General features: G+C 71.0%; 19 protein-coding genes and 1 pseudogene. 13 read left to right on the forward strand and 7 right to left on the reverse strand.

Annotated features, from left to right (window positions below):
- The first annotated feature begins 300 nt into the window (after positions 1-300).
- The 6 genes and pseudogenes from ACZ4UU_RS28185 (at position 301) to ACZ4UU_RS28210 (ending at position 8,508) form a co-directional block, all read left to right on the forward strand.
- Positions 301-1,428: an ROK family protein gene (locus ACZ4UU_RS28185; RefSeq protein ID WP_471906150.1), complete on the forward strand. Its 1,128-nt coding sequence runs from the start codon at positions 301-303 to the stop codon at positions 1,426-1,428.
- A gap of 275 nt (positions 1,429-1,703) precedes the next feature.
- On the forward strand, positions 1,704-3,026 hold the full coding sequence (locus tag ACZ4UU_RS28190; protein WP_471906151.1) for an extracellular solute-binding protein: 1,323 nt from the start codon (positions 1,704-1,706) through the stop codon (positions 3,024-3,026).
- Between the two features lie 122 nt (positions 3,027-3,148).
- On the forward strand, positions 3,149-4,060 hold the full coding sequence (locus ACZ4UU_RS28195) for a carbohydrate ABC transporter permease (RefSeq protein ID WP_471906152.1): 912 nt from the start codon (positions 3,149-3,151) through the stop codon (positions 4,058-4,060).
- Positions 4,057-4,959 carry a carbohydrate ABC transporter permease gene (locus ACZ4UU_RS28200; RefSeq protein ID WP_471906153.1) on the forward strand — a complete coding sequence of 301 codons (903 nt, stop codon included), beginning with the start codon at positions 4,057-4,059 and terminating at the stop codon, positions 4,957-4,959. Before ACZ4UU_RS28195 ends, ACZ4UU_RS28200 begins: the two co-directional genes overlap by 4 nt.
- A gap of 2 nt (positions 4,960-4,961) precedes the next feature.
- Positions 4,962-6,675, forward strand: a pseudogene (locus ACZ4UU_RS28205) (hypothetical protein); the annotation flags it as partial.
- A complete protein-coding gene (locus ACZ4UU_RS28210) occupies positions 6,673-8,508 on the forward strand; it encodes a hypothetical protein (protein ID WP_471906189.1) in 1,836 nt (611 codons plus the stop codon). The pseudogene ACZ4UU_RS28205 and the gene ACZ4UU_RS28210, both read left to right, overlap by 3 nt.
- A 4-nt stretch (positions 8,509-8,512) precedes the next feature.
- On the opposite strand, the gene ACZ4UU_RS28215 is transcribed toward ACZ4UU_RS28210, so the two are convergent.
- A complete protein-coding gene (locus tag ACZ4UU_RS28215) occupies positions 8,513-9,271 on the reverse strand; it encodes a nucleoside/nucleotide kinase family protein (protein ID WP_471906154.1) in 759 nt (252 codons plus the stop codon).
- Between the two features lie 129 nt (positions 9,272-9,400).
- On the opposite strand from ACZ4UU_RS28215, the gene ACZ4UU_RS28220 reads away from it, so the two are divergent.
- The 3 genes from ACZ4UU_RS28220 to prcB all read left to right on the forward strand — a co-directional run bounded on the left by ACZ4UU_RS28220 (position 9,401) and on the right by prcB (position 12,768).
- Complete coding sequence (locus ACZ4UU_RS28220) at positions 9,401-10,897, forward strand: hypothetical protein (protein ID WP_471906155.1); 1,497 nt, start codon at positions 9,401-9,403, stop codon at positions 10,895-10,897.
- Positions 10,894-11,838, forward strand: coding sequence for a lysylphosphatidylglycerol synthase transmembrane domain-containing protein (locus tag ACZ4UU_RS28225; protein ID WP_471906156.1), 945 nt, complete (start codon positions 10,894-10,896; stop codon positions 11,836-11,838). The genes ACZ4UU_RS28220 and ACZ4UU_RS28225 overlap by 4 nt, the downstream gene beginning before the upstream one ends.
- Before the next feature lie 75 nt (positions 11,839-11,913).
- Positions 11,914-12,768: a proteasome subunit beta gene (gene prcB / locus ACZ4UU_RS28230; RefSeq protein ID WP_471906157.1), complete on the forward strand. Its 855-nt coding sequence runs from the start codon at positions 11,914-11,916 to the stop codon at positions 12,766-12,768.
- Here the strand turns inward: prcB and ACZ4UU_RS28235 are convergent, their stop codons facing one another.
- Together ACZ4UU_RS28235 and ACZ4UU_RS28240 are read right to left on the reverse strand one after the other, a co-directional pair.
- Entirely contained in the window at positions 12,769-13,728 is a 960-nt protein-coding gene (locus ACZ4UU_RS28235; protein WP_471906158.1) for a hypothetical protein, read from the reverse strand. It abuts the gene before it with no gap.
- 11 nt (positions 13,729-13,739) lie between these two features.
- Complete coding sequence (locus ACZ4UU_RS28240; protein ID WP_471906159.1) at positions 13,740-15,212, reverse strand: APC family permease; 1,473 nt, start codon at positions 15,210-15,212, stop codon at positions 13,740-13,742.
- 312 nt (positions 15,213-15,524) lie between these two features.
- On the opposite strand from ACZ4UU_RS28240, the gene ACZ4UU_RS28245 reads away from it, so the two are divergent.
- A complete protein-coding gene (locus ACZ4UU_RS28245; protein WP_471906160.1) occupies positions 15,525-16,031 on the forward strand; it encodes a DUF5709 domain-containing protein in 507 nt (168 codons plus the stop codon).
- A 24-nt stretch (positions 16,032-16,055) separates the two neighbouring features.
- Here the strand turns inward: ACZ4UU_RS28245 and sthA are convergent, their stop codons facing one another.
- Positions 16,056-17,459, reverse strand: a complete 1,404-nt coding sequence (gene sthA / locus ACZ4UU_RS28250; protein ID WP_471906161.1) for a Si-specific NAD(P)(+) transhydrogenase — start codon at positions 17,457-17,459, stop codon at positions 16,056-16,058.
- 157 nt (positions 17,460-17,616) lie between these two features.
- Between sthA and ACZ4UU_RS28255 the strand changes: the two genes are divergently transcribed.
- Positions 17,617-18,801, forward strand: coding sequence for a sulfite oxidase (locus ACZ4UU_RS28255; protein WP_471906162.1), 1,185 nt, complete (start codon positions 17,617-17,619; stop codon positions 18,799-18,801).
- Positions 18,802-18,808: 7 nt separating this feature from the next.
- Here the strand turns inward: ACZ4UU_RS28255 and ACZ4UU_RS28260 are convergent, their stop codons facing one another.
- Together ACZ4UU_RS28260 and ACZ4UU_RS28265 are read right to left on the reverse strand one after the other, a co-directional pair.
- A complete protein-coding gene (locus tag ACZ4UU_RS28260; protein ID WP_383444094.1) occupies positions 18,809-19,015 on the reverse strand; it encodes a hypothetical protein in 207 nt (68 codons plus the stop codon).
- Between the two features lie 208 nt (positions 19,016-19,223).
- Positions 19,224-20,435: a beta-1,3-glucanase family protein gene (locus ACZ4UU_RS28265; RefSeq protein WP_471906163.1), complete on the reverse strand. Its 1,212-nt coding sequence runs from the start codon at positions 20,433-20,435 to the stop codon at positions 19,224-19,226.
- 471 nt (positions 20,436-20,906) lie between these two features.
- On the opposite strand from ACZ4UU_RS28265, the gene ACZ4UU_RS28270 reads away from it, so the two are divergent.
- Both ACZ4UU_RS28270 and ACZ4UU_RS28275 read left to right on the forward strand, forming a co-directional pair.
- Entirely contained in the window at positions 20,907-21,803 is an 897-nt protein-coding gene (locus tag ACZ4UU_RS28270) for a GNAT family N-acetyltransferase (RefSeq protein ID WP_471906164.1), read from the forward strand.
- A 125-nt stretch (positions 21,804-21,928) separates the two neighbouring features.
- Positions 21,929-22,231 carry a hypothetical protein gene (locus ACZ4UU_RS28275; RefSeq protein ID WP_471906165.1) on the forward strand — a complete coding sequence of 101 codons (303 nt, stop codon included), beginning with the start codon at positions 21,929-21,931 and terminating at the stop codon, positions 22,229-22,231.
- A 110-nt stretch (positions 22,232-22,341) separates the two neighbouring features.
- Here the strand turns inward: ACZ4UU_RS28275 and ACZ4UU_RS28280 are convergent, their stop codons facing one another.
- The gene (locus ACZ4UU_RS28280) at positions 22,342-23,226 is read right to left on the reverse strand and encodes a Gfo/Idh/MocA family protein (protein ID WP_471906166.1); all 885 of its coding nucleotides are present in this window, start codon (positions 23,224-23,226) and stop codon (positions 22,342-22,344) included.
- Between the last annotated feature and the right edge of the window lie 141 nt (positions 23,227-23,367).

Consider the following 23,367-nt stretch of genomic DNA (forward strand, 5'->3'; position numbering starts at 1 on the left):
GTCGGTGCGCTGTGTGTGCTGCGACGGCGGGCGAACCGTGCCGGAGGGCAAGACAGTTCAAAAGCTAGGGAAGCCCCGGGACGGGCCTCTGGACGGACCACGGCAGGCGAGTACCGTGACGTTCGTTAGGAAGTTAACTAACGAAGTACAGTGCCTGTCAATAGGCGTCGCGCAGTCGGCTTCCGGGACCCTCGCCCCGGGGTGAGAACGCGCGCCGCCAGGGCAACCCATCGCCGCCTCCCGCCGAGCCGATCGGCCCGGGAGAGCAGCCTGTCACCTGGGGGAACTGTGGAGAACGACGTGGTAAGAGCCCCCCGTCTGACCGAGAGCGCGAGGCACGTATTCGTGGTGCTGGCCCAGGCCGGCACCGCGACCCGGCCGCAGCTCGCCAGCCTTGCGCGGCTGTCCAAACCGACGGTCTCCGCCGCCGTCGCCGAACTGGAGGGCGTCCGACTGGCCGCCCACTCCGGCACCGCCTCCAGCGGCACGGGCCGCAACGCGGCCGTCTACCGGCTCGGCCCGGCCGCCGGTGCCGTACTCGCCGTCGACCTCGGCCCCGCGCTCACCCGGGTCCGCGGCTGCGGCCTGGACGGCACCCTGCTCGCCGAGGCCACCGGACCCCGGGCCGAGGCGGCCGACGTGGTGCGCGACGCGCTCCGTGCGCTGCCCGCCGACGCTCCGCTCCGCAGCATCGTCGTGGCCGTCGGTGATGTCACCGCCCGGGCCGAGGAGGGTATGCGCCCGGCGACCGCCAAGGCCGGACCCGTCTTCGACGCGGTGACCGTGGCGCTGCCGCCCGGGGTGCCGGTCCACCTCGAGAACAACGTCAACTGCGCCGCGCTCGCCGAACTGCACGAGGGCGCGGCACGTGGCCGGCACACCTTCGGCTACCTGCGGATCGGCGTCGGTATCGGTCTCGGCATCGTCGTGGGGGGCCAGGTGCTGGCCGGGGCCAACGGGGCGGCCGGAGAGCTCGCCCGGCTGCCCTACCCCTGGGACGACGACCTGGAGCCCCGCCACGAGGCCCTGGAGGAGTACATCGGCGCCCGCTCCCTGCTGCGCCGGGCCGCCGAGGCCTGGCCGGCATCCGACGGTTCCTGCCCCCGTACCGCCGAACGGTTGTTCTCTCTGGCCGGCGAGGGCAGCGCCGCGGCCCGTGCGATCGTCGACCGGCACGCCGTGGACGTGGGCCGGCTGGCCGCCGCCGTGACCGCCGTACTGGACCCCGGGCTGCTCGTCCTGGGCGGCAGCACCGGCGCGTTTCCGCAGCTCCTGCCCGGTGTGCGGGCCGAGCTGGAGCGGCTGAGCTGGCCCACCGAGGTGGTCAGCAGCCAGGTCGGTGATCTCGGCACCGTCGTGGGCGCGGCACGGCTCGCGGTCGCCAGAGGAGTCCAAAACGTGACCGAGGCGGCGCGGATGAAGGATTGACGGTTTCGGACCCGGTCTGCCAATGTCCGGACAAGCGCTTTCTAAGTCGGCCGGGACGCCGGCTTGGGGCGAGCGTCCCGCCCGTACTCGACGTACGGCAACCGCACGAGGGCGTGCCCGTGCGGTGACGGCCTGGACGGCCGGGGATCTCGCCCCGCGTGGATGACGCGGCCGGGCGAGGCCGCGCCCCCGGAAAGCGAACTTTCCTGCAAAATGCACCAGTGCCGCCTCGGTCGGCGCCGTGCTCCGTCCCCTACGACGAAAAGGGATCGAAGATGACCACTGTGGGTGTGCGGCGCTCCCGCCGACTCGGCCGCGGCGGCATAGGCCGCCTGGTCCCCCTCGCTGCCGTGGCCACGGCAGGTGCCCTGCTGCTCTCGGCCTGCGGGTCGGGATCCGACTCCGGCGGGACCTCCAAGTCGCTGACGTTCTGGATCTCCACGGTTCCGGGGCAGGACGCGGGCTGGAAGAAGATGGTGGCGCAGTACAAGAAGGAAACCGGCGTCAACCTCAAGCTCGTCAACATCCCCTATGACGGCTACACGACGAAGCTGCACAACGCCGCGCAGGCGAACTCCCTGCCCGACGTGGCCGCCGTGCCGGCGCTGGACCCGATCTGGTCGAACAAGCTGATCGACCTCAGCGACATCGCCAACAACAAGAGCAACAAGATCAACGCCAACTTCGTCGCCAAGGACTCGTCCGGGAAGGTGCTGGCCATCCCCTCGGACGTCACCGCGTCCGGCCTGTTCATCAACAAGTCGCTCTTCGAGAAGGCCGGCGTCTCCTTCCCGACCTCGCCCCAGAAGACCTGGACCTGGACCGACTTCATCAAGGCCGCGAACGAGGTCCGGGAGAAGACCGACGCCAAGTACTCCCTGACCTTCGACCAGTCGCCGTCCCGGCTGCGCGCCATGGTGTACGAGATGGGCGGCAAGTACGTCCACGCCGACGACTCCGGCAAGTTCTCGGTGGACGCGGCGACCAAGAAGGCCGTGAACACCTTCGTCGGATGGAACGACGACAAGACCATGCCGAAGTCGGTGTGGACCAGCGGCGCCGACCCGTCGGCCATGTTCCAGAGCGGCGACGTGGTCGCCTACTGGTCCGGCGTGTGGCAGGTTCCCGCCTTCGCGGAGAGCATCAAGAAGTTCGAGTGGGCGAGCGTCCCGACTCCCGCCCAGCCCGTGCAGGCCAGCGACGTCAACAGCGGCGGCATGACGGTCGGCTTCAACAACAACGCCGACGCGGCCACCGCCGCGACGAAGTTCCTGACCTGGCTGTACGAGCCGGCCCACTACCAGGAGCTGTGTGAGACGTCCGGGTTCCTGCCGGTCGAGAGCGGGCTGAACCCGAAGTACCCCTTCACCTCCGAGGCGGCGCAGGCGGCGTTCAAGCTGTACAACGAGTCGATCCCGCTCTACGCCCCGATCTCCGGCTACTTCAACACCGCGCAGACGAACTGGGTGCTGAAGGGCAAGAGCCTCACCGAGGACCCGACCAAGACGGAGCTCGGCAAGGCGATCAACGGCCAGCAGTCGGCCGACAAGGCCCTGGAGAACATCGTGGCCGGCTACAACCAGCAGGTCGGCGGCTGAGCGTAGGCCCACAGGCCCGGGCGGCGGTGTCCCGACCCCGCCGCCCGGCCTCGGGCCCACGGCATGCCGGGCTCACGGCCTGAGCCCACAGGAACCCATTCCACCAGCACGGAGTCAGGAAGATGACCAAACGCGCCTCGGACGTGTCCGTGAGCCCGCCCAGGAGACGCAGTAAGTACACCCTTGCGCCGCTCGTCCTCATCGCGGCCAACGTCGTGCTCTTCGCGCTGTTCTTCGTCTGGCCGGCGGTGATCGGGCTCGTCTACTCCTTCACGAACTACACGGGTGTGGGGGCGTTCCAGTTCGTCGGACTGGACAACTACAGCAACCTGTTCGGGGACTCCACCTTCTTCGACGCGCTGACCCGCACGCTGCTGTACACCGTGCTCTTCGTTCCGCTGAACTTCGTGTTCTCGCTGCTCATCGCCAATGTGCTGGTGAGCAAGCACGCCAAGGGCGTGTCGGTCGCCCGCGTCTTCTTCTTCATCCCGTGGCTTCTGTCGCCCATCGTCGTGGGCGTCCTGTGGCGGTGGCTGTTCGGTGAGAACTTCGGCCTGGTCAACTACCTCATCGAGAAGGTCGGCGGCAGTGCCGTTCCGTGGCAGTCGAACGCGGACCTGTCGCTGCTGGTGGTCGTGGTGGCGGCATCCTGGGCCTGGACGGGCTTCTCGATGCTGCTGTTCATCGCGGCGATCAAGAACGTACCGCAGTCGTACTACGAGGCGGCCGCGCTCGACGGCGCCGGTCCGTGGCGCCAGTTCATCAGCATCACACTGCCGAGCATCGCGCCGACTTCCTTCATCGTCATCCTGCTCAACACGATCCACGCGATGAAGGAGTATCCGCTGTTCGCCTCCCTCAACAACGGCGGACCCGGAACCTCGAACAACCTGCTTGTCCAGTACATCTACCAGACCGGCTTCAAAACGGGCCAGATCGGCTACGCGAGCGCCGCGTCGTTCGTGCTCATGCTCATCCTGATGGCCGTCGCGATCGTCCAGATGATGGTCAACCGGCGGGTGGAGAACCGATGACAACCACAGACATGCCACGCAAGGTCGACGCCGGGCCGGGACGGGCTGCCCGCAAGAAGCGGCCCAGCGGCGCGGCCAGTGGAGGGCTCCGGCGCGCGGTGCCCGCGACGACACTGCTGTGGGTCCTGGCGGCCCTCTACGGAGTGCCGGTGCTGTGGTTCGTCCTCAGCTCCTTCAAACCGGCGGGAGACCTGTTCTCCCTTCCGCTGACGCTGTTCCCGCACAACCCCACCGTGTCGGGTTACAAGGCGGCGTGGGAGAGCGCCAACTTCTCCCAGTACTTCATCAACACCACCATCGTGTGTGTGATCGCGACGATCCTCACGGTGGGAGTCAGCTGCTGCACGGGGTACGCGCTGGCCAAGTACGACAACAAATGGCTCAAGGTCTTCTTCGTCGGCATCCTGGCCACCACGATGCTGCCGTCCGAGGTCATGCTCGCCCCGCAGTTCCTGGTGGTCCGCGACCTCGGCCTCTACAACTCGCTCGCCGGCATCATCCTCCCGGCCGTGCTCACCGCGACCGGCTGCTTCATGTTCCGCCAGTTCTTCCTGACGGTTCCGGACGAGCTCATCGAGGCCGCCCGCATCGACGGGGCGCGTGAGCTGTCCATCTTCCTGCGGATCATGGTGCCGATCTCCCGGCCCATCATGCTGACGCTCGCCATCCTGTCGTTCCAGTGGCGGTGGAACGACTACATCTGGCCGCTGCTGATGCTGAACGACCCCGAGAAGTTCACCGTGCAGATCGGCATCCAGAGCCTCGTCGGGGCGCAGAACATCAACTGGTCGGTGCTGCTCGGCGGATCGGTCATCTCCATGATCCCGCTGATCGTCGTCTTCCTGGTGTTCCAGCGTTACGTCATGAACGCCGACATCAACGCCGGACTGAAGGACTGATCTTGCCCACCCCGCTCGACCACGAGTTCGTCCGCGCGGCGGCGCTCGCCGCCGACCGGTCGGCCGCCCCGCTCGCGGCCGACCCGGACGCGGAACCCACCGGCCTGCCACACCGTGTGCTGGCCCGCCGGGTGAAAACCCTGATCGCGGCGTACCGTTCCCCGGACTCGGCATTGCACGGCAGCGCACAGGCGGTCGCCGCCGCGATGACCCACCTGCGCGCCCTGCGGGCCGTGCAGACGCCCTCGGGCCTCTTCGCGGGCGGCGACAACGTCCAGTCACCGCCGGACTCCGCGTTCACCGTCAACGACGTGTGCGACGCGTACGTCCTCGCCGCCGCCGCGGGAGCGGAACTGGCCGAGGTGACGGCCGGGCTCGCCGAGATCGCTGGCGCCGCCACCGCCAGTCTCCTGACCGGCGGCGTGCACACCCCGAACCACCGCTGGGAGCTGAGCGCGGCCCTCGCCCGGCTGCACCGGTCCTTCCCCGACGACCGACTCCTCGACCGCGTCGAGGAGTGGCTCGCCGAGGGCGTCGACATCGACACGGACGGCCTGTACTCGGAACGCAGCGCCGTCTACGCGTCCATCGTGACCAACCCGGCGCTGCTCCTGCTGGCGGAGGCGCTCGGCCGGCCCGACCTGTCGGCCGCCGTCGAACGCAACCTCGCCACCACGCTGGACCTGATCAGACCGGACGGCACGGTGGAGACCCTCCACTCGCGACGGCAGGACCAGAAGCTCGCGTTCGCCCTGTGGCCCTACCTGCCGCACTACCGGCTCCTCGCGATCCGCACCGGCCGGGGCGACTTCGCCCGGGCGGCACGGCTGGCGGCCGTCGGCGGCATCGACGACCCCGACCTGCTCGCCCAGACCCTCCTCACCCCGGACCTGAGCCGCGAACTGCCGTCCCCGAACGCGGAGAAGCTCCCGCGCGAGCGGTACCTCAGCACCGCACGCCTCGCGCACCACGCCTCGGCCACCGCGCACACCGTGGTGTACGGCGGCTCCGACGTGCCCGAGCACCGGCGCATCCGCTCGGGTCTCGCCTGCAACCCCACCTTCCTGCGCCTGTTCGCCGGCGCCGCCGTCCTCGACGCGGTCCGCCTCTCGCGCGGCTTCTTCGACCTGGGCCCGTTCCGCGCCGCCGACATGGAACGGCTCGCCGACCACCGGTACCGGCTCACCCAGAGCCTCACAACCGCCTACTACCAGCCGCTCCCGAAGGACCACAGGCGCGACGACGGCGCCTACCGCCTGGTGGACGAGGGCCGCTTCTCCGCGGCGATGGCCTTCCCGGACCGCCCTCAGGACGAGGTCCTTCACACGACCCGAGTCGAGGTCGACCTGCGGGAGGACGGAGCCGACCTGCGGATCGACATCAGCGGCCCGCCGGTGCCGTGGGCCCTCGAACTGACCTTCCGGCCGGGCGGCGAGCCGCAGGGCGCCGTACCGCTCGGCGACGGACGCTGGTGCCTGACGACCGGGCCGATGACCTACCGCGTCGGCGACGACGAGATCCGGATCGAGACCGACGTGCAGGCGGGCGAACCGCTCGCCGGGCCCGACCGGAGCGAGGTACTGCGGTACGACCCGGGGCAGGACTACACCGTGGTGGGCGGCACCGACGCGACGACCGGGAACCGCGTCTACATCGGTGGACTCGGCCCGCACACACTGACCGTCGCCATCTCAGGCACGAAGGGCTGAACCCGTGCATCTCCCTCGCCAGCTCGGCGCCCTGCACGACCTCCCCGACACCCCGGAGGCGTACGACGCCGTCCTCGCCGACGTCGTCGAGCAGGCCCTGGCCCGGCTCACGCCGGAGGGCAACCTGGAGCATCCGGACTGCGTCGACGACATCGGCGACACGTCCCTCGGCATCACCTCACTCCTCGCCCTCGCCTGGCAGCGCGGCCGGGACCCGCGCCTGCCGGAGGCGGTGCGCCGCAGCCTCGCCTTCCATCTGCGCGAGCGGGTCTACACCGAGGACAACCCCGGCTACCCGAACCTGAAGGCCCGCCACTCGGCCCTGCCGTACGCCCGCTACACCCTCGCCTCCGGCGCCCACCCCATCGGCGACTGGCCGAGCACGGTGTGGGCGCTCCTGCAGGCCGTCAACGTCCTGGACCTGGCGGAGGGGCTCGTCGAGGGCGAGCAGCGCGCCGAACTGCTCGACGTGGCGCACGGCTACTGGCGCTGGCTGACCGAGGCGACCTTCTTCAATCCGCAGGAGGCCGGGAACCAGGCCATCGGCTGCGTCGTCGGCGGGCTGATGCTGGCCCGCCACCTCCCGCCGGGCAAGGGCGAGCAGGTGCGGGCGTGGGCCCTCGCCCTGTACGCCGACAAGATCCGCGCCCACCGCGTCGCGGACCGGGGCGCGCTGCTGCCGCCCGAGCACGGCGGCGCCTACGACAACAACTACGGCCCCATCTCCCTGTCCTTCCTCGCCCAGGCGCACCGGGTCAGCGGCGAGCGGATCTTCGCCGAGGACGGCGACGCGCTCGCCCGCTACATCGACGCCCGCCTCACCGGCGGCGGCTTCGACAACGGCGGCTCGCGCTACAGCGAACAGCACAGCGGCTTCGAGTCGGTCCTGGGCCTGCGCTACTTCAGCCGGCGCGTCCGCTGCGACCTCGGCCGCTACCGGGGCGACACCCGATGGGGCCGGCACGCGGTCAAGGCGGACGGCGCAGTCGACGGTCACTTCGCGTGGATGCTGGTCTGGCAGATCCAGGACACGACGCGCTGGCACCGGAGCCCGTCGCCGCTCCCGGCCCGCCACCAACTGCGCGCGGGCACGGTCTCGGTGGCCTTCGACGACCGTATGACCCCGTCGCTGGTCGAGGCGGCCGGCACGTACTACCTCGCGGCGGCGGTGAACCGGCAGCACGGCTTCGGCCCGGTGGCGGACGGCTTCCTGTTCTGCCGCCCGATGGGCGAGGTCCGCGTCCGGGACGTCCGCGCCGACGGCCTCACGGCCAAGCTCGTCACCAAGCCGGTCGTCGGCCGCGACCACGTCCTGCGCCATGTGCGGTCCCTGTACGTCACCGACGGCACGCGTCTGTGGCTGACCGTCGCCGTGGAACGGCTCCCCGGCACGCCGTACCTGCTCGCCGGGCTGCCGTACGCCGCCGACGACGGCGACCGCGTGCGCAGGACGGCGGACGGTGACGTCACCTCGGCCGGCGCACTGCGGCTGACGCACCCCGAGTCGGACGCCGTGGACCACTTCGACGCCCGCGCGCATCGGACCCAGGAGGAGGCGGCCTTCGCCCTGGCGGCCGACCCGCGCGGCTACGGCAACCCCGACGAGGGCTGGCGGCACCTGGTCGGCTCGACTGCCCTGGAAGCCGAACCGGCCCCCGGCGGCCCGGAGGACCTGCACGTCTTCGCCGTACGCTACGGAGATTCCGGGCCGTTCGGCGCACTGACCGTCGAACACGACGGTCCGCGGCTGAAGGTCCGCACCGAGGCCTTTACCGCCGTGCTCGGCGAGGCGGCGGGCGACGCACACGGGGAGCCGGAGCTCACGCTCAAGGCGTCATAGGCGCTCACGGCTCACCACGGCGAGGCCGAGCGGCTCCCACCTCCGCTGCTCGGCCTCGCCGCTCTTCACCAGCCCTGTCCGGCCATGTTCCCGCGCGAGCGGCCGGCGGCTTCTGCGGGACGGGCAGGGCGGAGGCCGGCACCACAAGGTCGGCCCGGTCCCGGGTCGCGGCGACCAGTTCCGCGTTGCGCTGGTCGGAGCCCAGCACCCAGGCCACCGCCTGGTCGTGCGGCTTGCCGAACTCCTCGTGACGGGCGATCAGCCGCCGGACCCGCTCCTGCTCGTCGGCCTCGCAGAACCACACCTCGTCCAGCTGCGGCCGCACCCGGGCCCACGGCCCCGTGTCCAGCAGCAGATAGTTCCCCTCGGTCACCACCAGCCGGGCGGCCGGCTCCACCGGGACGGCACCGGCGATCGGCTGCTCCAGCACCCGCTCGAAGCCGGGCGCGTACACGATGTCGCCGTCGGCCTTCTCACGCAGACGCCGCAGCAGTGCCGCGTACCCCGCCGCGTCGAAGGTGTCCGGCGCGCCCTTGCGGTCCCGGCGTCCGAGCCGGTCCAACTCGACGTCGGCGAGATGGAAGCCGTCCATCGGCACATGCGCGACCCACGGGTCCCCGGAACCGTTCAGTTCCCGCACGAGACGCTCCGCGAGCGTCGTCTTTCCCGCGCCGGGGCTGCCGGCGACACCGAGGACGGCACGACGGCCGTCGCGGGGGAGGGACCGGGCGCGGGCGAGGAGATCGTCGAAGGTCAGGGCCACCCGCAGAGTGTGTCACCCCTCGGTCAGGCACCTGGCCGAACATCACACTGCACGCCTGTCCCATGCGGGTTAGCTTGTCCGTGTTTTCAATCTTTTCATCGCTTTCTTGGGTTCCCAGAGGGGCGGACGATGGCGCACGGCACGAAGCCCATGATCGTGAGCATGGGCCGGCGCGACGAGACGTTCCTGTCCGGCCGGTCGTGGCAGGCGCGCGGCCACGGCCTGCTCGCGGCGGTGGCCGGCGCCTTCACGCTCGCCCAACTCCTGCTCGTGAGGCCTTCCATCGGCCTCGGCTGGGACGAGGTGGTGTACGTCAGCCAGGTCGGCGGCGACGCTCCGGCCGCGTTCTTCAGCGCACCACGCGCGCGTGGCGTCCCGCTGCTGGTGTGGCCCGTCGCCTCCTGGTCGTCCTCCACGCCGCTGCTGCGCGTCTATCTCGCCGTCCTGTCCGGACTCGGCCTGTACCTGGCCCTGCGCGCCTGGCGCGGACTGTTCCCGCCCCGCGTCCTGGCCGGCGCGGCAGCCCTCTTCGCCACCCTGTGGGTGACCCTCTTCTACGGCCCGCAGGCCATGCCCAACCTCTGGGTCGCCTTCGGCGCCCTGATCTGCGTCGCCTGCTCCCTGCGGGCTCGCAGGGACCGCTTCGACCGACGGGCCCTGTGGGGTGTCCTGGCGGGGGCCGCGCTGATGGCCTGGATGCGGCCCACCGACGCCGTCTGGGTGGCGCTGCCGCTGCTCGTGCTCGCGGTGGCGGGACGGCACCGGCGGCTCGGGGGCGCCCTCGCGGCGGGCCTGGTGGCCGGTGGCGTCCAGTGGGTGATCGAGGCGTTCGTCAGCTACGGCGGACTGCGTGAGCGGCTGAACCAGGCTTCCCGTATCCAGGGCGACCTGGGCTGGAACTTCGCCGTCGACGACCAACTGCGCAGCCTGGTCGGCAGCACCCTGTGCCGGCCCTGCGACGGGGAGATGCCGCCCCCGGTCGTATACGCCTGGTGGTTCGTGCTCCCGCTGCTCGCCGTCTACGGACTGGCGGTCGCGGTCCTGGCCGGCCGCACCACCCGCACCCTGGTCACCCTGGCCTGCGCCGCCACGGCCGCCTTCCCGTACCTGTTCATGATCGGATACGCGGCGCCCCGCTTCCTCCTGCCCGCCTACGCACTCCTCGCCATCCCCGTCGCGGACGCGCTGCTCCACCTGGCCACCAGGCCGAACGGCCGCTGGCGCCCGGTGCCGGCCGCCGTGATCGCGCTCGGCCTGGCCGGACACCTCGCCGTGCAGTACGTCGTCCTGGACCGCACAGTGGACCGCACCACCGCCAACCGCGAGGCCTGGTCGCGCTCCGCCGCCGCACTCCACCGCCTCGGCGTGCGCCCGCCCTGCCTGCTCACCGGGCACGAGGCCATCCCCGTCGGCTACTACACCGGCTGCGACTCCGGCGCGGTCAGCGGCCACAACGCCAACACCACCAAGGCTGACATCCTGCGCACCGCCCGCACGATTCCGGTCGGCGCCCTCACCGACCCCGGCGGCACACCGCCCCGGTACGCCCGCGACTGGCAACTCCACCGCCTCGACGGCCTAGAGGTCCGCATCGCCCCGGCGCCGGGCGCGGGCGGACCGGAATGACGTCGGAGCACCTCCTCGACGGACCCCAGCGCCGACGGGCGTACTGGCATGGCGCGCTCACCCTCGTCGTCCTGACAGCCGTGGTCTGCCTGGCCCGGCGGCACTGGCCGGTGCTGGAGACCGGCGCGGTGCGGCTCGCCGTCGCCGACCGGGGCTGGCTGCTCGCGGCCGCGCTGGCCACGCTCGCCACCTGGCCCTGCTCGGCGCTCGCCCAACAGGGCGCGGTGCCCCGCCGGCTGCCGCCCGTCCGGCTCGTGGCCGGGCAGTTCGCCGGCTCCGCCGCCAACCACGTGCTGCCCGCCGGTCTCGGCGCCGGCGCGGTCAGCCTGCGCTTCCTCATACGCTGCGGCATACCGGTCGCCGACGCGGCCACCGCGGTCGTGGTCAAGGGCACGGTCGGCGCGCTCGTGCGCGGCGCCCTGATCGTCGTACTCTTCGCCGCCTGCCCGGGCATCCTGCACGTCCCGCGCATCGGCGGGGGATTCCTGCTCGCCTCGTGCGCGCTGACCGTCGGCGCGCTCGTGCTGGTGGCCGGCCCGCCGCGGGTCTGGTGCCGACGGGCCCTGGTGGCCGTTCGGGCGTATGTCGGAGCCCTCCACGCGCGACCGGCGCGGGCCGCCGCCCTATGGGGCGGATCGCTGGCCTACGTGACGCTGCACTGCGCCGTGCTGATCGCGGTGACCCGGGCGGTCGTCCTGCCCCTCCCGCCGGCCCGGGTCGCTCTGCTCTACATCGCCGCGAGCACCGTGGCCGCCCTGCTGCCCACCCCGGGAGGCCTCGGATCCCTCGACGCCGTCCTCGCCTTCGCGCTCACCACGGCCGGCGCACCGGCCACGGCGGCCGCCTCCGCCGTGCTCGGCTACCGGCTGCTCACGGTGTGGCTGCCGCTGGTTCCCGGACTGGTCGTGCTCGGGATCCTCGTACGGCGCCGGGCGCTGTGAGCGTGAAAGGCGTTTCCCCGCCGCCCGGTTCAGGTAGGAGTCCGGTTGTCGGCCGCACGCAGGAGGGGGAGCGCCATGACGAGCAGTGAGCACGACGGGCGGTTGGGTGAGGAGTTCTTCACTCCGGGATCCTCGTCCTTCACCGAGTTCCTGACGGCACACCGGCCAGCCCTGCTGCCCATGCGCCGCCCCTTTCCCGACGGCGTCCGCGCGGCCCCCCATCGCTTCCCGCACGGTACGACGGTCCTGGCCCTCACCTACCGCGACGGCGTACTGATCGCCGGCGACCGCAGGGCCACCATGGGCAACCTCATCGCCCAGCGCGACCTGGAGAAGGTCCACCCCGCGGACGAGTACACCGCGGTCGCCTTCGCGGGCACCGTCGGCCTCGCCCTGGACATGGTGAAGCTGTACCAGGTCGAGCTGAAGCACTTCGAGAAGATCGAGGGCATCCCCATGACCCTCAAGGCGAAGGCGAGCCGTTTGGCCGGCATGATCCGCCAGAACCTCGGCCAGGCCATGCAGGGCCTCGCCGTCGTACCGCTCCTCGTCGGCTACGACGCCAAGGCACCCGAGGGCGCACGCGGACGCATCTTCGACTTCGAGGTCACCGGCGGACCGTACGAGAAGTACGACTTCCACGCCGAGGGTTCCGGCTCGCCCTACGCCCGCGGCGCCCTCAAGAAGCTGTTCCGCGCGGGAATGCCCCGGCACGAGGCGGTGCTGGCCGCGCTGCACGCGCTGTACGACGCGGCCGACGACGACTCGGCGACCGGCGGACCGGACATCAACCGCCGTATCTTCCCGACCGTCTCGGTCATCACCGAGGACGGCTTCGAGCGGCTGCCAGAGTCGGAGACCGAGGAACTGAGCCGCGAGATGGTCGCACAGCGCCGCAGCCGGCCGGACGGACCGAACGCCGTGCCGTGATCAGCCGTGCACCCCCACCTCCTTGCGCCACCTGACGAACTGCTTGTCCGGATCGCCGGTGTAGGCCCACGGAGCCCGTGTGGCCCGGCGTCCCATCATCCGGAAGAGTGCCGCGGCGATGTCGTGGGCCCCCGCGTAACAGGCCGCGTGCGCCAGGTGGTTGACGTCGCGCAGCTCGCCCGGGGCGATGCCGTCGTCCGTGCGGCCGGCGATCCAGCGCTCCCAGGTGCGGCGGACGTCGCTGACGGCGCCGTCGTTGCTCCAGTGCTGGCCCAGCCCCATCGAGGCGTGCCGGCCCCTGGCCGCGTCCAGGGCGTAGCGGAACTCCTCGACCCGGGCGTACTGCACGAGCACCGGCAGCGGGCAGCCCGACGGTGCCACGCCGGCCGTGTCGCGGGCGAAGTCGTACATCAGACCGTGCGTGCCGTGCCAGCGCGCCGAATAGTAGTGCAGCACCTGCAGATGGCCCTCGACGCTGTACGGGTCACGCTGGTGCAACTCGTCCCACCAGCGGGCCAGTTCCTGTCGCCGTACGCCCGACGGGTACAGCCGGGCGACGGAGATCAACGAGATCCACGGGGTCGGGTCGTCCGGGTAGGAGTCGGCGGCCCTGAGACACGACAGCACCGCGCTGTCGATGCGCTGCCGGTCGATCGGCACGCCCCGGCCCGCGGTGATCGCCAGGTTGAACGCCCGGGCCGTCTCCGTGGCCGCCCGCAGCACCAGCGCGTCGGCGCTGTGCGGCTCGGCGGCCAGCCACGACTCCGACGTCGAACTGCTCGCACAGGCCTGGGCGAGCAGCCGGGTCCGGTGCCCGCGGACCAGCCAGTTGGGACCGGTGACCCGCAGCAGATCCCGCACCCCCTGCCAGCGGCCGATGACGATGTCCTGCCGGGCGCAGGTCAGCGCGGCGTCACCGCAGTCCGGGTCGAAGTCGGGAGCGAAGCGCTCTTTCGCCATCGAGGGCTCCCTCAGAAGTCGGTGGGAAGACCCTCGTGGACAAGGGAGTTGCTGCCGCCCGAGCCGGCCGGCACGTAGTCGGCCTCGACGGTCCGGGCCGCGTCCAGCTTCGCCGGCCGGTAGTAGTCGCTGCCCTGCCGCCAGTACCAGAACATCGGGATCAGCCCGGCCGCGAGACCACCGACCCCGATCGCGATGGCGGAAGCGCTCAGCTCGCCCAGTGACTCGACGAAGATCCAGAACATGAACAAGGCCCCGAACAACGGCCACAGACCGCCGAAGACGAAGTTCGCCACCGACTTCAGCAGCATCCTGCGGTAGGCGACGACCACCGCGAGCCCCGTCAGCCCGTAGTAGACGGCGATCTGGAGCCCCATCGCGGAGATGGCGTCGGAGAGGATGTCGCCCACCGTGCCCAGGAAGTTGGAGGCGAGGAGCATCGCCAGCGCCACCACGCCGACCACCGCGACGGCCACCCACGGCGTGTTCCACCGGCGGTGCACCCGGCCCAGCGCGGACGGCATCGTACGGTCCCGGCCCATCGCGAACAGCGAACGCGTGACCTGGATGAGCGTGGTCTCCAGGGTGGCGATCGTGGACAGCATCACCGCCACGATCAGCAACTTGCCGCCCCAGCCCGGCCAGATCTCCGCACCGAGCACGGCCAGCACGTTGGCGTCGTTGTCCTGGATCTGCTTCGTGGACAGGATGACGTTCACCGCGATCGTGAACACCTCGAAGAGAAGGAACACGATGCCCACCCCGATGAGCCCCGCGAGGCCGGTCGTACGACGGCTGTTGCGGGTCTCCTCACTCAGGTTGCTCGTGACGTCCCAGCCCCAGTAGTAGAACGCCGCGATCAGCGCTCCGGACGCGAACCCCGACACCCCGTCGAAGTGCCCGAAGCCGAGCCAGGACCAGTCGAACGCCCGGGCGTTGTCGGAGTGGAGAAGGGCGAGGACGGCGAACAGGGCCAGTATCGCCAGCTCCACACCGGACATCACCAGCTGCGCCCGCACGGTGAGCCGTGCGCCGCCCAGCACCACCGCCAGCATGATCAGGAACCAGCCGGCGCCGACCAGCGTCGACAGCGCCGTGTCGTCGGCGAGTTCCTCGTCGAACAGGGAGAGCGTCATCGCCCCGGCCGGCAGCGAACCCGCCACCATGAAGATGGTCGCCGAGATCACCAGCGCCCAGCCGCTGATGAACCCCAGAAAGGGATGCAGCGTACGCCCCACCCAGGAGTAACTGGCGCCCGCGTTCACGTCGATACGGCTGAGATAGCTGAAGGCCAGTGCGATGCCCAGCATCGGTATCGCGCAGTACAGCAGCGTGGCCGGACTGGCCAGTCCGACCGCCGAGACGAGCACCGCCGTGGTCGCGGTGATCGAGTACGCGGGGGCGCTGCCCGCGACCGCCATCACCACCGTGTCGAACGTACCGAGGGCGTTGGCCTGCAGCCCTCTGCCCCTGTTCTTGCTCATGGATGCGCTGCTTTCCGTCTTGCACGACGCGGGACCGGCCCCGACGACGTAAGGAGGGGTGGGGGGTGAAACAACGCCACGAACCGGGGAGGGATGACCTCGGGTCAGGGGCGGCGGAGCGGAACGGGTGGCGGACACTGTACGCCGTTGTGTTGTCGTGCAGTCACACCGTGTGTGCGAGTGATGATAGCCACACTCCTTGATGCTTCAAGAGCCGCACGATCTTCCGGGGTTGGACCACGCGCAACGGGAAACGCGGTTCAGGACACGCAGCAGCGCAACCAGCCGACCGCGCGAGCGAGGGAGGCAGTCATGGGCACCGAACACACGCCCGCAGAGCCGATGGCCGACGACGCGTACCAGCCCACCGGAAGCAACGAGGAACAGCAGGACGCGGCGCCGCTCGACCTTCAGGACGCCGTGGACGAGCGGACCTACGACGACACCCTCGACGAGGGCTACTCCCCGCCGGAGAAGCCGCTCGGCGTGACCAAGCACGGCACCACGGCCGCCGAACAGCACGACGGCGAGACCCTCGACCAACGGCTCACCCAGGAGGTCCCCGACGTGACCGGGCCCGTCGGCGACGGCGTCGGCGACCTGCCGGGCGGCGAGGGCGAACCCCTCGACCCCGAGGCGGGCACCGAGCGCGCGGGCCGCCTGGTCGCCCCGGACCAGGGGACCGGCCCGGACACCACGAAGGAGGAGATCGCCTTCGACCAGGGCATCGACGGCGGAGCGGCCGGCGCGGAGGAGGCCGCGATGCACGTCGTCGAGGACGACTCCCGGCTGCCGGAGGGCGGCCAGGAGACCCCCTGACACGCGAGATCGGGTCCCGCCGCCTCAGTCCCCGATGTGGTCGATCTGCCGCAGCCGGTTCGTGGCGTCCAGGGCCGCGACTTTGTACGACTCCGCGAGCGTCGGGTAGTTGAACACCGCGTCGACCAGATAGTCGACCGTGCCGCCGCACCCCATCACCGACTGCCCGATGTGGATGAGTTCCGTCGCCCCCGTACCGAAGCAGTGCACCCCGAGCAGCGTGCGGTCCTGCGGCGAGACCAGCAGCTTCAGCATGCCGTGGGAGTCACCGATGATCTGTCCCCGGGCCAGCTCGCGATAGCGCGAGACGCCCACCTCGAACGGCACCCGGTCCTCGGTCAGCTGGTCCTCGGTCCGGCCCACGAAGCTGATCTCCGGGATGGTGTAGATGCCGATCGGCTGGAGGTTGTGCATCCGGCCGACGGGCTCCCCGAAGGCGTGGTACGCCGCCGCCCGGCCCTGTTCCATCGACGTCGCGGCCAGCGCCGGGAAGCCGATGACGTCGCCGACGGCGTAGATGTGCGGCACCTCGGTGCGGTAGTGCTCGTCGACCGTGATCCGCCCGCGCGCGTCCGCCGTGAGCCCGGCCTTGTCCAGGTCCAGCTCGTCGGTGAGCCCCTGCCGGCCCGCGGAGTACATCACCGCCTCGGCCGGGATCTTCTTGCCGCTCTCCAGAACGGTCAGCGTGCCCCGGGGGTGCTGTTCGACCGCGGCGACCGTCTCCCCGAAGCGGAACGTCACGGCCAGGTCCCGCAGGTGGTACTTGAGCGACTCGATCACCTCGACGTCGCACATGTCCAGCATCCCGGCGCGCTTCTCCACCACGGTGATCTTGCTGCCGAGCGCGGCGAACATCGAGGCGTACTCCATGCCGATGACCCCGGCACCGACGATGACCATGGAGCGCGGCACCCGCTCCAGCGCCAGGACGTTGTCCGAGTCCATGATCGTCCGCCCGTCGAACTCCACACTGGCGGGCCGCGCGGGCCGGGTGCCGGTGGCGATGACGACGTGCTCGGCGGTCAGCAGCCGTTCATGGCCGGTGACCTCGCGCAACGCGACCGTGTGTGGATCGACGAAGCGGCCGGTCCCGGCGTACAGGTTGACGTGGTTGCGGGAGAGCTGGCTGCGGATGACGTCCACCTCACGCCCGACCACGTGCTGGGTGCGGGCGGTCAGGTCGGCGACGGTGATGTCCTCCTTGAGCCGGTAGCTCTGGCCGTACAGATCGCGCTGGGTGAGGCCGGTCAGGTACAGCACCGCCTCACGCAGGGTCTTGGAGGGGATGGTCCCGGTGTGGATGGAGACGCCGCCCACCATGTCGGGGCGGTCGACGACGGCGACCCGGCGGCCCAGCTTGGCCGCGGCGATGGCGGCCTTCTGGCCACCCGGACCGGATCCGATGACGAGCATGTCGAAGTCGGGCACCTTCAGGAGTCTGACAGCCGTGCGCCCCCTTTCGAAAGGGTGAGCCGGAAACCATTGCCCGGGTGAAGTGACCGAGCGGGAGCGGAAGTTGTGCCGTCCGCAGAGGAGGTCGAGACCGCCCGGCGCGGAGCGGTGCATATGGGTCGATAATGCCGGTATGGGGCATAGGTATCGACTCGTCGACGCGAGTGCGCCGGCCCGGCTGGCCGCCCCCGACGAGGGCATCGGCCGGGACGAACTGGCGCTCGCCACCCGCAACCACGGCCTGCCGCTCGAGGCCCTGCGCTACGACCTCACCCCGCCAGGACTGCACTACGTCCTGACCCACTACGACATCCCGTACGTCCCCGACGACACCCCCTGGCATCTGACCCTCGGCGGCCACGTCCACCGCCCGCTGCGTCTCGGCCTGGCCGACCTGAGAGCGTTCCCGCAGGTCACCACCAGGGTCACGCTGGAATGCGCGGGCAACGGCCGGGCCCTGCTGACACCCCGGCCGGTCAGCCAGCCCTGGCTCGTCGAGGCGGTCGGCACCGCGGAGTGGACGGGCGTACCGCTACGGCTGCTGCTCGCCGAGGCAGGAGTCGGGGCGGACGCGGTCGACGTCGTCTTCACCGGCGCCGACCACGGGGTCGAACGCGGCGTCGAGCAGGACTACCGGCGCGCGCTCCCCGTGGACGTGGCCACGGACGACGACCCCGAGGTGCTGGTGGCCTACGCGATGAACGGCGCCCCGCTGCCCCCGCAGCACGGCCGGCCGCTGCGGCTGATCGTGCCCGGCTGGTACGGCATGGCGCACGTGAAGTGGCTGCGCGAGATCACCGTCGCCGACGAGCCGTTCCGGGGGTTCCAGCAGGCCGTGGCGTACCGGCTGCGCCAGGATCCCGAGGACGAGGGCGAGCCGGTCACCCGCATCGCCCCCCGCGCCCTGCTCGTCCCGCCGGGCTTCCCCGACTTCATGTCCCGGGCCCGCGTCGTGCGGCCCGGCCCGGTGGCCCTGGAGGGACGTGCCTGGTCCGGGCGGGCTCCGGTGGCACGCGTCGAGGTCAGCACAGACGCGGGGCGCGCCTGGCAGGAGGCCGCGCTGGAGCCGGACGGCGGGCACCGGTGGGCGTGGCGCCGGTGGCGGCACAGTTGGACGGCGGTGCCCGGCGAGTACCTCCTGAGCGCCCGGGCCACCGACGCCGAGGGCCGGACGCAGCCCCTGGAGCCGCCCTGGAACCGCGGTGGCTTCGCCAACAACCTCGTACAGCGGGTTCCGGTGCTGTGCGTGGAGGCGCGCACGGCCGCCCCGGGTGCCGACACGCACCCCGGGGCGACTCGTGCGGATTCCGGACGGTGAGGCCGGGCTAGGGCAGCAGCTTGTCGAGGGCGGACGGACCCTCGTCCGCCAGCTTGCGCTTGGCCCATTCCAAATTGCGGGGGGTGAGATCCTTGCCTGAGGCAAGCACTATGTCCTCGGGCGACACATCGGTGCCGGTGCGGGCATGGAGCAGGTCGTCCGGGGTCACGCGCTCCCCGGACGGCCCGGACGCTTCGGGCTGGGACGTCGGCATCATCTCTGCTCCTCGGATCCGGGTGACTTCCTTCGGGCCCGGTGCGGTCATCGGGTCTGTTAACACCATTCAACGCCGGAGCGGACCCTGCATCCGGAGGCGCCGAAAGCCCGTTGAACACCTGCCGGTCCCTGGACACCCGGAGTACCTCTCCGGCCTCGCGGCGAAACCGCCAGCCCCTGTCCTCGACGCGGCCCGAGGCCAGGGGTCAGCTCTCGAACGGCGTGAGCGTCAACCGGATCCCCGTCGGTGCCGTGTCCTGGATGTACGAGGCGAAGTCGGCCACGTCGTCGAAGGCGAAGCCGTACGCCTTGCCGTCCTCGGTGGCCGAGTGCATCGCCTTGGCGTAGTGGTTGGTCAGGTCGGTCCGGTAGAAGGTGGCGGCGTCGGTCGTCGGCTGGGCGGGATGGCTGAGCAGCGTCGAGCGGTTGAAGCCGGCGCCGAGGACGGCGGCGACCGGGCCGGTCGTGCCGTCGTTGGGGGCGGCGAGATTCCCGTCGCAGAACAGCACGTCCCGGGTCGACGGCTTGGCGAAGGACACCTGCGCGGGCCCGTCGAAGGTGAACCGTTCACCGCGCACCCGCCCGGTGAACGTCCCCGCGTTGGTGGTGACGGTGAGGTCCCGTCCGGTGTACGTGCTCCACACCTCGTCGATGTACGGCGCGAAATAGTCCTTGGCGAACAGTCCCGCGTCCAGGCCGTGTCCCGGGGCGATCACGCGCGTGTCGTCCACGACGAGTCGCGCGAACTCCGCGACCTGCCGCACCGCCGCGAACGCGGCCGCGCGCCCGCCGGCCCGCAGCCGGCCCGCCGTCTGGTCCTTGGCGCCGGTCAGCCGGATGCTCAGCGGCACGCTGAACATGTCGACCATGGTGGTGTTGCAGAACATGCCGGCGGCGTTGTACGTGAACTCGGCACAGTCGTGCAGCACCGGGTAGTTGGGGTCCGACGTCACCCAGCCGGCCGGGTACTGGAGCGCGGCGTTGCCGTTGCCGTCCGTGACGGCCTTGAACTTGAGCTTCTCGCCGAGCGACACATAGATCCGGCCGGACATCTGCGGCAGCGACAGCCGGGTCTCGCCGCTGCCGGCCAGGCTGATCGCGTAGTCGGTGAAGCCGTCGGGTCCATTGTCCGACAGTGCGATCGGCGCGAGGGCGCCGTCGGGCGTGACGCGCACCTGGCGGCCGTCCTGGTTGCCGACGATGTAGACATGGACGTTCGCGTTGCCGAAGGAACCACTCTCGTTGACGATCGTCAGCGGCAGCGCGGCCGCCGCCGCGGCACGGGCGTCGCCGTCCTCGGGAGTGCCCGCGAGGGCGTACGGAGCAACGGCGGCCGCGGCGGGGACGGCCACCGCCGTGCCGCCGAGGGCGAGAAGAAGCCTGCGTCGACCGAGTTGGCGCTGATGGCGGGAAGTCATGTGGGGGTCTCCCGAGTACGTGGTGTGTGGGGGACTGGGCTGCACCAGCGGCGGTAACGTCGACCATCGCTCTGAGAGCGCTCTCGAACTGTGCGTCACAGCCGCCGATGGGCCCTGATGGTACGCACCAGCCCGGCAGGGGCCAATGGGTCTGCACCAAGTCCAAACTCCCTGAAACCGCGGGAACTTGAAGGACCACACAATGCGCGCGACGGCTTAACCCTCTTTAAGCCACGTCGGGACATGAGAGCGCTCTCCGACATCCGCAGGAACTCGCCCAGGACCTGCGAGAAACCCGTGGACGGCGCTGACGAAGATCGCGTACGGTGTGGCTCCACGCCCTGAGACGGACGGAAGGAGGCGAGTGCCGTGCGGTTCACCCCGATCCAGCGCTCCTTTTCCCGTTGCCCCGGCGTGTCGCGTCAGATCTGACCGGGAGCGCTCCAAGCAGCCCTCATCCCGGAGGAATCCGTGACCGATCCGGTCATCCGCGCGCTCTCCGCGAGCGACGCCCATCTCTTCGACGCCCACCCCGACCCGCTCGGCGCCCGTGAGGGCCACCGACGGACCCGGTTCCGCCCCGACTGGAAGCGCGTCGCCCTGCGCGACGGCACGGTCGTCGCTCGCGGCGCCTGGTGGGGCGGCCCCGACGACTCGGAGCCCGTCAACATCAACTGGTTCGACGTGGCCGAGGGCGAGGAGGAGGCCGGTGCCGAACTCCTGCGCTCCGCCCCCTGGCAGGTCGAACTCGAGATCAACCTGCCCGGCGGTTGGCGGGACGAGCCCGCCCTGAAGGCGGCCGCGGACGCCCGCTTCAACGCAGCCCGCGCGGCGGGCTACGAACCCCTGGTGGAACGCTTCCTCTACCGCTGGACCCCCGAACTCGGCCTGCCCGAGCGCCCCGGACGCCTGCGCTTCGGCCCCGAACCCGACGACGCGGTCTTCTTCGACGCGCTGCGCCGCATCCACTCCGCCACCCTCGACGCCCACGCGCTGCGGGCCGTCGAGGAGGGCGGCCTCGACCAAGCCGCCCAGGAGGAGCTGGACTTCTTCCACTGGTGCCCCTCGCCACGCGAGTGGTGGCAGGTCGCGCACACACCCGAGGGCGACCTGGCCGGCATCCACATCCCGGCCCACAACCCCTCCGGCCCGACCATCGGCTTCATCGGAGTCGTCCCGGAACAGCGCGGCCACGGCTACGCGTACGACCTGCTCGCCGAGTGCGCCCACTTCCTCGCCGAGCAGGGCGCGGAGTTCATCAGCGGCGCGACGGACCAGGGCAACTTCCCCATGGCCGCGAACTTCGCCAAGGCGGGCTTCCCCGTTGTGAGCGAGCGCATCAACTTCCGTGCGCCGAAGCCGGCGTAGCGAGGTTCGGGCGTGCGGCGGGCAGAACCTGCCTATAAGGTTGCAGGTTCCCCGTGGTTCACCGCACTGCTTGGGTGGTTGCGTCACAACGTGACGGATTGTTCGCACGGGGAAGGTTTCCGCACATGTCCTTGATCAAGAAGACCGGTGTCGTGGGGACGGCACTGTTCGTCGCCATGCTGTCCTCCGTAGCCACCGCCCCCGCCGCGCAGGCGGCGACCACGGCACCCGCCTGTATCGACCGGTACTACAACTACGACGGGGGCAGCCTGTACGTGAACCTGACGAACGAGTGCAGCACGACCAAGAAGGTCAAGGTCGACATCAAGTTCGGCAACGACAGCCCGTGTTGGACCATCAAGCCGGGGAAGAGCAAGTACTGGTTCTACGACGGCATCGGCAGCTACCGCAAGACCGTGCTGTGCTGACCTGAAGCCGTCATGCAGGAACCACCGGGCGAGGCGCGCGCCGTAATCCTCGGCGCGCGCCTTCCGTCGAGGCACCTTCGGGGCCGGTCCCGCCCGACCCCGGTGGCGAGTCAGGCGTCGCCGCTCAACAGGGCCTCGGCCGCCGCGAGAATCTCGGTGACCCGCAGACCGAACGCCGCGTCGCACGCATGCGGCCGCCCCGTACGGGAGGCCGTCAGCAGGGCGTCCGCGGCCCGGACCAGGGCGGACACCGCGCTCTCGGTGCTCTCCGGCAGCAGCGTCACCCCGGCCGAGCCCCGCAGCTCCACCGCGGCACCCGCCGCGGCGGGCGGTGCCGTGAGGCTCAGGGCCAGGGTGCTCGACGCGCCGCCGAGGTGGTCGAGGACCAGGTGGACGGTGTCGCCGGGGCCGGGCGCGGCCGCCGTCACGCGTCTCATGTCACCCAGGATCGGCAGCAGCACCGACAGCGCGTGCGGGCCCACGTCCCACAGGGCGCCCTTCTCCCGCCGCCACGGCGTGGCGAACGGGTTGGCGTCCTCGCTGAACACCGCGCCGAGCCACTGCGCCCGCCCCGTGAACCAGCCTTCCACCGCGGCCTGTTCGGTGATCCACGCCTCGGTCTCCGGCTGGAAACGCGCGGTGAAGAAGACGACCGAGGCCACACCGGTCTCCTCGACGGCCTCGGCGACCGCCCTCGCCTGCTCCACCGTCGGCGCGAGCGGCTTGTCGAGCAGCAGATGGCGGCCCGCCCGCGCGGCCCGGACCGCCAAGTCGGCCTGGACGGCAGGAGGCAGCGCCACGGCGACCGCGTCCACGTCGGCGAGCAGCGCGTCGACCTCGTCGTAGGCACGCACGCCGTAGCTGTCGGCCAACTCCTTGGTGGGGGCCGTACGGCGGCCCCACACGCCCACGAAGTCCAGTTCGCCGTGCCGGCTCAGGGCGGGGGCGTGGGCCATCTGGGCCCACGGGCCGGTGCCGAGCAGTCCGATGCGCATGCTGCCGCCTTTCATGGTGCCGAGCCGTACCGAGCTGTGCCGAACATCGCCGAACGTTGTTCAGCGGGTCGGTCGAGGGTGAGCGTGTCACACCGACCAGGAGGCCACGCAAGCGGTCCGGCGGCCGATCTCGGCAACGGA

The sequence above is a fragment of the Streptomyces sp. NPDC028907 genome (genome assembly GCF_055564995.1).

Excerpts from the sequence above, each read along its gene's own strand:
- prcB (WP_471906157.1), top strand. The coding sequence starts at position 11,914 with ATGACGAGCAGTGAGCACGACGGGCGGTTGGGTGAGGAGTTCTTCACT.
- ACZ4UU_RS28220 (WP_471906155.1), top strand. The coding sequence starts at position 9,401 with ATGGCGCACGGCACGAAGCCCATGATCGTGAGCATGGGCCGGCGCGAC.
- ACZ4UU_RS28260 (WP_383444094.1), bottom strand. The coding sequence starts at position 19,015 with ATGCCGACGTCCCAGCCCGAAGCGTCCGGGCCGTCCGGGGAGCGCGTG.
- ACZ4UU_RS28265 (WP_471906163.1), bottom strand. The coding sequence starts at position 20,435 with ATGACTTCCCGCCATCAGCGCCAACTCGGTCGACGCAGGCTTCTTCTC.
- ACZ4UU_RS28235 (WP_471906158.1), bottom strand. The coding sequence starts at position 13,728 with ATGGCGAAAGAGCGCTTCGCTCCCGACTTCGACCCGGACTGCGGTGAC.
- ACZ4UU_RS28195 (WP_471906152.1), top strand. The coding sequence starts at position 3,149 with ATGACCAAACGCGCCTCGGACGTGTCCGTGAGCCCGCCCAGGAGACGC.
- ACZ4UU_RS28280 (WP_471906166.1), bottom strand. The coding sequence starts at position 23,226 with ATGCGCATCGGACTGCTCGGCACCGGCCCGTGGGCCCAGATGGCCCAC.
- ACZ4UU_RS28225 (WP_471906156.1), top strand. The coding sequence starts at position 10,894 with ATGACGTCGGAGCACCTCCTCGACGGACCCCAGCGCCGACGGGCGTAC.
- ACZ4UU_RS28240 (WP_471906159.1), bottom strand. The coding sequence starts at position 15,212 with ATGAGCAAGAACAGGGGCAGAGGGCTGCAGGCCAACGCCCTCGGTACG.
- ACZ4UU_RS28190 (WP_471906151.1), top strand. The coding sequence starts at position 1,704 with ATGACCACTGTGGGTGTGCGGCGCTCCCGCCGACTCGGCCGCGGCGGC.
- ACZ4UU_RS28275 (WP_471906165.1), top strand. The coding sequence starts at position 21,929 with ATGTCCTTGATCAAGAAGACCGGTGTCGTGGGGACGGCACTGTTCGTC.
- ACZ4UU_RS28245 (WP_471906160.1), top strand. The coding sequence starts at position 15,525 with ATGGGCACCGAACACACGCCCGCAGAGCCGATGGCCGACGACGCGTAC.
- ACZ4UU_RS28255 (WP_471906162.1), top strand. The coding sequence starts at position 17,617 with ATGGGGCATAGGTATCGACTCGTCGACGCGAGTGCGCCGGCCCGGCTG.
- ACZ4UU_RS28200 (WP_471906153.1), top strand. The coding sequence starts at position 4,057 with ATGACAACCACAGACATGCCACGCAAGGTCGACGCCGGGCCGGGACGG.